This window comes from Actinomadura bangladeshensis, from assembly GCF_004348335.1.
In the GTDB taxonomy this organism is placed as follows: domain Bacteria; phylum Actinomycetota; class Actinomycetes; order Streptosporangiales; family Streptosporangiaceae; genus Spirillospora; species Spirillospora bangladeshensis.
This window is the reverse complement of the sequence record NZ_SMJW01000087.1, coordinates 24,313-30,438: the sequence shown is the minus strand read 5'-3', so window position 1 is coordinate 30,438 and position 6,126 is coordinate 24,313. Positions and strand designations below refer to the sequence as shown.

Genomic DNA, 6,126 nt, shown 5'->3' with positions numbered 1-6,126 from the left:
GGGACGGGGACGTTGCGGGCGAAGACGTCCTTCGGGGTGCACAACTGGCCCACCAGGGTGGCGGGGCTCGTCGGGCCGGTGGCCGTGAGGACTGTGAAGGGCTGGTCGTGGCCCTTTGTCACCGGGGTTCTCAGGTGGTGGGTGCCGCCTCGGAGAATGACGTAGGTCTCGCCTCGGGTCGTTTTCGTGTCGAGGACGTCGGTCACGTACCAGCCGTGGTAGGCGGTTACGGCCCGGCCCGGTTCTATGCGGATCCGGGCGGGGATGGAGGCCAGGCCCTGGGCGTAGGTGCTCCAGTCGAAGCGGGTTTCGGGGGACGTGTAGTCGACGGCCATTCCGCCGCCCACGTTGAGTTCCGGGTCGTCCACTCCATGGGCTTTCAGCCAGGGGAGTGCCCATTCGGCTATGTGGTGGGCGAGGTCGAGCATGGTGGGGGCGTCCAGGCCGGAGGCCAGGTGGGCGTGGACGCCCCGGAGTGCCAGGTCGGGGTGGTCGGCCAGGAGGCGGGCGCATTCGTCGAGGTCGTCCTCGTCCATGCCGAAAGGACCGCTCATGGTCAGGGCGGCGTTCGGGGTGTTCAGGGGGAGGTTCGCGCGGAGGAGGATCTCGGCGGGGCCCAGGGCGGCGAGGCTTCTTAGTTCGTTGGGGCTTTCCACGTGGATCCGGTCGGCGGTCAGGGCGAGGCGCAGTTCTTCGGGTGTCTTGCCTGGCCCACCGAAGGCGAGGGGTTTGCCGGGGACGGTTTCTCGGACGTGGGTCAGTTCACCGCCCGATGACACCTCAATACCGTCCACATGGGGTGCGAGAGTGCGGAGGATCTCGGCGTCCGGGTTCGCCTTGGCGGCGTAGAACAGTTCCGTGGAGCCGAGGGCCCTGCGGATTGTCCTTATGTGGTCTTCCAGGCCCGGCAGGTCGTAGATGTAGGCCGGATAGCTGCCGAGGTTCAGGGCGAGTTCGTTCATATCGGTCGGGGTGCTGCCAGAGGGTTCGGGGCGGCGACGTAAGCGGCGCCTCGGTCGGCTGTGCGGGACCACCGGGTGCGGAGGTTCGCCTTGGCGGGCAATGGGACTCCGGCCAGGAGAGCCTTGATTTGTGGGTGATGGCCGTGGGCCGCGAAGTGTTTTCTCGCGTCCAGCCAGAGTGCTTGTTCCAGGTGCGGGTGGAGGTCGGCTACGGCGGCGGCGATTTCGGTGAGGTGGTTGACCAGGAGGCAGTAGACGACGCGGTTCCAGCCTCGGTCGGGCGCGTAGGTGAGGCTTTCGGCCACGCGGGACGGGAGGTGCGTCAGGTCCCAGCGGCCGGCGGTCAGTTTGGTGCCCTCCAGGTCGCGGAACGCCGCGTGGATCGGCATGCCGGTCGAGTCGACGCAGACGAGCACGTTCTGCAGGTGCGGTTCCAGGACGATTCCGTGGTCCAGATAGGCGCGAAGGACGGGCGGTGCCACTTGGGCCACGTAGGCGTCCCACCATGCTCGGGCGCTTTCCGAGCTTTCCAGGGCGGGCAGGTCCGCGAGGAACGTGTTGTAGGGGTCGGTTAGAGCGCCCGCCAGCAGTGGAGTGCCGGGAAGGGATGTGACGCCTTCGCGCAGGATCACTCCCAAGCCCTCGTAGAGGCGGCGGTCGGGGAGTGCGACGCTGCGGTAGGCGGGCTCTGAGAGAAGCGTGGAGTTCAGCATGCCGAAGATGGGCGGCAGCAACCCGTTGAGGGCTATCGCCCCGGTCAGCTCGTACCAGGCGTTCTTGCGCACGCAGTTGGTGATGCGCACGTCCAGGCTGAACTTGCAGAACACGTCGGCGTCCGGCAGGTAGGCGGTCCGGACGGAGGAGGTCGGGATCGCCTCCATGTCGGACGGGCCGAGGTCAAGGAGGAGTCTTTCGGCCAGGGCCCTCCGTAGGACGGGGTTGTCCGCGAGGAGGGAGAACTGCCACGGGTGGACGGGGAGCAGCTTTCGTCCGGGAGGGGCGGTGGGGCCGTAGGACGACAGGGCTGCGAACGCGTCCGGGTCGCCTTCCTCGGCGATGAGCTCCTCGGGGACGGCCAGCCAGTGCGGGCGGAAACGAGCCCTTGTCTCGGGCGCGTACCGGAGCCAGTCACTAGGCGCTCCCTGGCGCGACTTCGGGGACGGGTGAAACCGGTGACCCGCCACAAGAGCCTGTTCCGAGGCTATGTACCGGTCGTCCGAGGGGGCACCTCGTGTGGCGAGGATGGCGGCGAGGGCGGCGTGGCTGTCCTCCACCTGGGCGAGGAACTCGGGATTGGGGCGGCCGGTCGCCAGTTCCAGTTCGCCCGCGAGCAGGTTCGCCAGCCTGTCCCAGGAGGCCGGGATCCACTCGTCCTCGCGCCGCTCCTCGTAGGGCGGCGCCAGGCGGTAGGTGGGGCCGACCGGGGGGCGCGCCAGGCCGGTGCGCAGCACGACGCCCGCGCGGGGGAGGCGCGCGACGAGGCGGGCACCGTCCGGCCACACCTGCTGCTCGGGCGCGCAGACCTCGCGGATGAGGCAGTTGAGCAGCGCGGTCGCGGTGGCGTCGCCGGCCGTGACGGCCGATCCGGACAGTTCTGTTAGCAGCACGTCGCGTCCCGTAGGTAGTTGGGCCCTGGCGGGCCGTAGTGCTTGTTGATGTCGGCCGCGCCCGTCCTCGCCTTGTCGACGAGGGTTCCGGCGGTGACCATGGCCTTGCCCGGCAGCGTGTCGGCGTCGAGGGTGCGCGAGCGCAGGAACGCGTCGTCCGGGCCTAGCGCGCCGTCGAGGCGCTCGCGGATCATCGCGAGCCCGGCGCGCCAGGGGAGCAGGCCGCGCTCCGCCAGGCCGGCGGCGATCGCGGCGGCGCACAGGTGCAGCGTGATGGTGACGAACACGCGGGCCAGGGCTTCGGGGTCGTCGGTCGTCATGCGGCGGTCGATGAGGTCGCGCGGGTCCGTGCCCGGAGACGGCGTGATGTGCTCCCTGAGCCGGGACGCGCGTATCAAGGCGCCGTCGTTGTCCTTGATGAGGAGACGGAGCGGGGACGTGTCGTCCAAGACGAGGGCGACGTTCTGCTGATGCGCCTCTAGCGCGATGCCGTAGCGGAACAGCGTGACGTTCCAGGCGAACAGCGCCGACAGGTAGGTGCCGAAGAGGTCTTCGACGCCCCAGCGTTCGATGACGTGGCCCCCGCCGGGAGCCTCCGCGAGCAGCGCCGCCACCGGGACGATGTGCGCGCGCGCCGTCTCCGGTGGGAAGCGCCGCACCAGGTAGGCGAGGAGCGGATCGCCGGCATGGCCGTAGGTCTGCTCATCGGCGAGAAGGATGGGAAGCCCCTGTTCCCGCTGGAGCACCTGACGCAGGATGCGTTCGACCAAGGCGCCGTCTGGGAGCGTGCCGGGCATGATGGTGCGCCGGTTGCGGAGCCCGAGCGTGCTGGTCGGCAGCGGCATCTTCACATGGACGAGCGGCGCGTCGCCGTTCAGGACGGCCACGGTGCGCATCGACAGCGTCGGGCCGGCCGACAGGAACGGTTCCGGGGCCACCACCGCGCCCGGTCGCCCCTGCACGTGCGGCACGGCCAGCGGGTGGACGGGGAACAGTGCGCCCGCCGCGCCCACCCCCACATCGGACGGAGCGGGCCACCACTCCGGCAGCGTGCCGGTGAGCACCGGGTTCCGGACCGACGCCCACCGCAGCGGGAACGACGGCGCGAACTCGGGCGCGTAACGGCTCAGATCGGCCATGGACAGGCCGGCGCGGCCCAGCCCCGCCGGGTGCACCGGATGGCCGTTGTAGGCCGCCAGCGTCTCGTAGAACGTCCCGGAGCCCGTCCGCAGCTCGTCCGGGACGTGCGCCAGCCGCCGCTGCACGGCCGGGCGCGCGTCGTCGTGCAGTTTCGCGGTCGCCAGCGCGTCCAGGCATTCGCGTTCGAAGGCCGCCGTGTCGTCGCGGGGATCGGCCACGGTGCGGACGACCTGGAAGACATCGCTCAGCTTGAGGTCCTGGTCAGGGGCGACGACCAGTTCGAAGAGGAACACGGGGCGCGCCGGTAGAAGGCGCACCGAAAGGCCGGGGAGTTCTAACGAGCCGTCCCGGACGAAGCGCCGTATGCCCCCGTAGTCCTCGCGGAGCAGCGCGTCCAGAACACGGGCCGCCAGTGGGCCCTCGGCGTCGCCCGTCATGTGATGGTCCAGTCGTGCGCGGCGCGGAAGCGGGCGAGGGCGGCGTTCACCTCGTCCGGGCCGGGGCCTATCGCGCGCACGGTGCCGAGGTAGTCGCGGTTGGTGCGGGTGACCGCGACCGAGTCGCCGACCGCGCGCTGTGGACGGTAGAACAGCTGCACCGGGCCGTCGGCCAGCCGCAGTGGGCCGGGGGCCGAGGTGAGCGTGCCGGACCGGTCGGCGATGACCGGCTCGGCGATCGCGTGCCGCGGCTGCGGCACCCGCACGCCCGGCAACGGTTCGCCAAGGTGCACCTTGAGGATCTGCTCGAAGAGCGGGACGCCGAGGAGGTCGGCCAAGAGGAAGTCACAGTGGTCGCCGATCAACCGGTAGTTGACCTCGATGATGCGGGCGCGGCCCTCATGGACGACGAACTCGGTGTGGCACGCACCGAACCCGATCCCCAGCTCCTCCAGTTGGCGTAGAACCTGCGGGGTCTCTGCGGGCGGCTCCGCCCACTCAAGGCGCTCTTCCACGAAGAACGGCGGCGGCGAGAGCGTCGTACGGAACGAACCCAGGACGCGCAGCTCCCGCCCATCGCCGAGTGTCTCCAGCGTGTGCAGGTGCCCTGGCAGGTACTCCTCGGCCACTAGCGGATCGTCCCGCCGAGCGGAGATCTCGCCGACCCGGGCGGCCAGCTCCGCGGCGTCATGGACGAGGAACACGTCCTCGCTGGCGACGCCCTCACGCGGCTTGACGACGAGCGGATACGGCGCGTCCGCCGGTACCCGGCGCGCGTCCGCCGAGAAGACCGGGTCGATGACCGCCAGGTGGCGGCGCATGAGGCCCTTGTTCTTCGCACGGGTCGCCGCTCGCCAGTCCTTGGCCGGGAGACCGAAATACGCCGCCGCCAGCGCGGTGGGCGCCTGCAGGAAGTCGCTGTTGGAGAAGATGGCGGCGGGCTCCCCGCCACCGGGGTCCCCGGCGGCAAGGTTCCCGCCACCGGGCGCGCCGTCGGCCACGTGGGCGACGATGTCCCGGAAGTCGGAGACGTCGCACTCGACGACCGGCCCGCCGAACGCGTGCGGACCCGACCGGTAAAGGGCGGGGCGGTCGGTGAGCAGCGTCACGTCGAGGCCCAGGCGCGCGGCGGCGGGCAGGAACCCGTAGGTCACCGAGTCGGTCGCCTTCCCGGCGACCAGGTGGACAGAGGCGGCCACGATCGGCCTTTCCAGCTCGGGCATCCAGCTCGGGCAGTAGTGAGGTAAGCAGCAGTGAGGTAAGCCTTGCCTAACTCTTAGTGATCACCATAGTGGCGGGGCGGGTCGGCGCGCGCAAGAACGGCGGCACCGCGTGTCCCGGCCCGCCGGCCGTCCGCCAGGATGGGGGCATGGATCTTGTCGACCGGTGGGTCGCGCTCGCGGGGCCTCACACCCGGCATATCGGGACGGAGTTGGACGAGCGCTACGGCGAGCCGCATCGCCGCTACCACACCCGGGCGCACCTGACCGCCGTCCTCGACCGTGTGGACGAGTTCGCCGCGCACGCCGCCGACCCCGACGCCGTCCGGCTCGCCGCCTGGTTCCACGACGCCGTCTACGACCCCGAGCGCGCCGACAACGAGGAGCGCAGCGCCCGCCTCGCCGCCCGGATGCTCGCCGACACCGACCTCGCGCCCGCGCGCGTCCAGGAGGTCGTCCGGCTGGTCGAACTCACCGCCACGCACGCACCGGACGAGGACGACCGCAACGGCCAGGTCCTCTGCGACGCGGACCTCGCCGTCCTCGCCGCCGACCCCGGCACGTACGCCGCGTACGCCGCCGCCGTCCGGGAGGAGTACGCGTTCGTCCCCGACGAGTTCTTCCGTGCCGGACGAGCCGAAGTGCTCAACGGCCTACTGGCGCTCCCCAGGCTCTTCCACACGCCCGCCGCGCGCGAACGCTTCGAAGAGCCCGCGCGCAACAACATCCGGACGGAACTGATGCTGCTCGGCGCATGACA

The 6,126-nt window shown here is 70.8% G+C and carries 5 protein-coding genes; 1 reads left to right on the top strand and 4 read right to left on the bottom strand.

Annotated features, from left to right (window positions below; all coding sequences use genetic code 11):
• The 4 genes from E1284_RS18620 to E1284_RS18605 form a co-directional block, all read right to left on the bottom strand.
• Positions 1-962: alanine racemase (locus tag E1284_RS18620; RefSeq protein WP_131940571.1), on the bottom strand; the 962-nt coding region annotated here is incomplete at its 3' end.
• Positions 959-2,569, bottom strand: coding sequence for an IucA/IucC family protein (locus tag E1284_RS18615; RefSeq protein ID WP_131940569.1), 1,611 nt, complete (start codon positions 2,567-2,569; stop codon positions 959-961). The genes E1284_RS18615 and E1284_RS18620, both read right to left, overlap by 4 nt.
• The gene (locus E1284_RS18610) at positions 2,560-4,146 is read right to left on the bottom strand and encodes an IucA/IucC family protein (protein WP_131940567.1); all 1,587 of its coding nucleotides are present in this window, start codon (positions 4,144-4,146) and stop codon (positions 2,560-2,562) included. The genes E1284_RS18615 and E1284_RS18610 overlap by 10 nt, the downstream gene beginning before the upstream one ends.
• Positions 4,143-5,345 (bottom strand): ATP-grasp domain-containing protein, encoded by a 1,203-nt coding sequence (locus tag E1284_RS18605; RefSeq protein ID WP_243714579.1) that lies wholly within the window; start codon positions 5,343-5,345, stop codon positions 4,143-4,145. Before E1284_RS18605 ends, E1284_RS18610 begins: the two co-directional genes overlap by 4 nt.
• A 170-nt stretch (positions 5,346-5,515) precedes the next feature.
• Here E1284_RS18605 and E1284_RS18600 point away from each other — a divergent pair, with 170 nt between their 5' ends.
• Positions 5,516-6,124, top strand: a complete 609-nt coding sequence (locus E1284_RS18600; RefSeq protein WP_131940563.1) for an HD domain-containing protein — start codon at positions 5,516-5,518, stop codon at positions 6,122-6,124.
• The last annotated feature ends 2 nt before the right edge of the window (positions 6,125-6,126 follow it).